At 60.3% G+C, this 2,104-nt stretch carries 1 protein-coding gene; it reads left to right on the top strand.

Annotated elements, in window-relative coordinates; all coding sequences use genetic code 11:
* Nucleotides 1-345: 345 nt before the first annotated feature.
* Nucleotides 346-2,104 (top strand): ABC transporter ATP-binding protein (locus tag AC1DLB_RS28365; protein ID WP_477786125.1); only part of this gene is annotated, 1,759 nt, incomplete at its 3' end.

Genomic DNA, 2,104 nt, shown 5'->3' with positions numbered 1-2,104 from the left:
ATCTACAACCTGCTCCAAGCTTAGGTCGTAAGTATGGATAGCTGCCTCGATGCCCATGCAGAGGCAGCTGCTGCCCAAGAGGGGTTGTAACGGGATGTCTGTTTTGGCCGGTTGAATCCACAGCTGAAAGCGGTGCTTCGATGAACGTCCGGTCTTGGCCAGCCCCCTTCGATACCGACAAATTTATCCCTGCCGAGCGGATCTCTGGCAGCGTATAAGAGGCCGCCCCCGGCAGCCCAATCCTCAGAGCGACCTGCCTAAGCGCCATACCTCTAACTTCGCAACCCCCTCAAAGCAACCGTTCAATGGCAGAATCTCCTCAACTTGATCGTTTTGGAGAACACCATGCTTCGTGCGTTTGAACGRAGGCTCGACCCTTTTCCTCCTGACGAGGTACCACCGCCACCCGACGGCCTGGCTCGCTTCCTGTGGGCCTGTACGCGGGGTGCCCGCGGTTACATTCTGGTGTTTGCGCTGCTCAGTGCCGGTGTGTCGATTTACGAAGCCTGGCTGTTTTCCTTCCTCGGGCAGGTCGTGGACCTGCTCTCGACCTGGCAGGCAGGCGGTGAAGCGGCTGCGCAGGAAAGTCGCGTGTTGTGGGGCATGGGCATCATCATGGTGGCCAGTGTCGGGCTGGTGGCGTTGCGCACCATGGTGCAGCACCAGATATTGGCGATTAACTTGCCGTTGCGGCTGCGCTGGGACTTCCATCGCTTGATGCTGCGGCAAAGCCTTTCGTTTTTTTCCGATGAGTTTTCCGGCCGGGTCACGACCAAGGTGATGCAGACTGCGCTGGCGGTGCGCGACATGCTATTCACCCTTATCGAGATCGCACCCGGGATCGGGGTATATTTCATCGCGATCATCGCACTGGCCGGCGGCTTCGCCCTGAAACTGATGCTGCCTTTCATTGCCTGGGTCGTGTTGTTCGGGCTGGCCATGTGGTACTTCGTGCCCCGCCTGGGGAAAGTCGGGCAGGAGCAGGCCAATGCGCGGTCGATGATGACCGGGCGTATCTCAGACGCCTACACGAACATCACGACGGTGAAGCTGTTCTCCCACTCCAATCGTGAAGCGCATTTCGCGCGTGCAGCGATGGAGGATTTCAAACAAACCGGCTTTCGTCAGATGCGTCTGGTGAGCCAGTTCGAGATCGTCAACCAGGCATTGGTGGTGGCGTTGATCATGGCGGCGGGGGGGTATGCCCTGTGGCTATGGCACCAGGGTGAGGTCGGCGCAGGAGCCGTGGCGGCAATCACCGCCATGGCGTTGCGTATCAACGGCATGTCGCACTGGATCATGTGGCAAATGACCTCGCTGTTCGAGAGCATCGGCACCGTGCAGGATGGCATGGCAACCTTTACCCGGGGCCCAAAGGTGCAGGATGYACCGGACGCGGGCGTGCTCGTGACCTCCGGCGGCGCGGTCACCTTCGATAAGGTGAGCTTCAACTACAATGGCGAACGTCAGGTGCTCGATGGCCTGAGCCTGCACATCCGTCCGGGCGAAAAGATCGGTCTGGTTGGCCGCTCTGGCGCCGGCAAATCCACACTTATCAACTTGCTGCTGCGCTTTTATGACGTCGACAGCGGGGAGATCCGCATCGACGGCCAGAACATCGCAAAAGTGACGCAAGACAGCCTGCGCGGCGCCATCGGTATGGTCACGCAGGATACCTCCCTGCTGCACCGTTCCATTCGTGACAACATCGCCTACGGCCGCCCCGATGCGACCGACGCGCAAATCCGCAGCGCCGCGGCCAATGCCCAGGCCGACGAGTTCATCAGCCAACTGAGCGACCGGCAAGGCCATACCGGTTACGACACCCTTGTGGGTGAGCGCGGCATCAAGCTGTCGGGCGGCCAGCGCCAACGCGTCGCGATTGCCCGGGTGATGCTCAAGAATGCCCCGATCCTGCTTCTTGACGAGGCCACCAGCGCGCTGGACTCGGAAGTCGAAGTGGCCATACAGGAAAGCCTCGATGAAATGATGCAGGGCAAGACGGTGATCGCCATCGCCCATCGACTGTCCACCATTGCGGCCATGGACCGGCTCATCGTCATGGACAACGGACGCATCATCGAGCAGGGCACCCACACCGAAT

It is taken from the genome of Pseudomonas sp. 05N434 (genome assembly GCF_056396965.1).
The sequence above is the reverse complement of the archived record's forward strand: the minus strand, read 5'-3'. Positions and strand labels throughout refer to the sequence as shown.